Source organism: Pseudoalteromonas sp. SWN166 (assembly GCF_015864485.1).
Lineage (GTDB): Bacteria > Pseudomonadota > Gammaproteobacteria > Enterobacterales > Alteromonadaceae > Pseudoalteromonas.
On sequence record NZ_JADYXB010000092.1, the window covers coordinates 1 to 885 of the forward strand.

Annotated in this window: 1 pseudogene; it reads right to left on the reverse strand. The window is 37.5% G+C overall.

Going from position 1 to position 885, the window contains the following annotated elements:
- Nucleotides 1-152 precede the first annotated feature (152 nt).
- Nucleotides 153-761 (reverse strand): annotated as a pseudogene (locus tag I6F49_RS20230) (transposase); the annotation flags it as partial.
- Nucleotides 762-885 lie beyond the last annotated feature (124 nt).

The following is an 885-nucleotide window of genomic DNA, read 5'->3' on the forward strand; positions in this document are numbered from 1 at the left end:
TGCATTAGGCTCTTTACGTGATAAAGCTAAAAGTTGCTTGGATTTTTCTAAGTTCAATTTAGTAAAAGTAGATAAGTATCAGTGTGCTAATTAGATCACATAATTTGGCAGATTGGTATAAGATAGTGTAGTATTTGCTCATAGGTTAGACATTAAGAGATAATTGGATTCAGGCCGCATTTTAATCGTCCTTTTTCTTTATCTCTTTTTGGATTCGCTCTTCGTGCATATTTTGACTAAAAACTGATAGTTTTTTGCCATGCTTTATTCAGTGTCGATATCACGCCTTGTGTTATCGACTCCATTAATTGATAAAACCAACCTTGGGTGTTTTTTGCTACCATAAATGTTGATAGCTCAATGCCGGCAAGTTGTTGAACACTCATGCCTATTCGCCTCTTTACTAACAACGTCAATAAACTTGCCCACACCAAGCCTTCCATCATGCTCGCTTTTCTGGTGTTAAATTTCTGCAGGTTGCAATAAGACTTCCATTCTTTAAACAGTAACTCTATTTGCCACCTGAGACTGTAGAGCTTTATTACCGCTTCAGCGCTAAATTTTTCTCGATTTAAGTTCGTTGCCCAATAAGTAGGCTCACTTTTTCCTTTAGGCCAGCTCGCAATCAATCGATAATTCGTTTTACCTTCCACATCCATATCGACAATAACACTACGACGAATATGCTTTTTAACGTCCTTTTGCTTCTTCTGTGAAAACCGTTTTAACGCGTTACCGTGACGATTAAAAGCAGCTACTACGGTTTAACACCATTCAGTTAAGCATGTTTTGACTTAATGGTGTACCGAGTTTTTGAAATTCGAACGGTCCTACTTTTGGGCCGTTTTCTTTTTTCTGGAAGAATATAACGTTTCACTCGTTCTC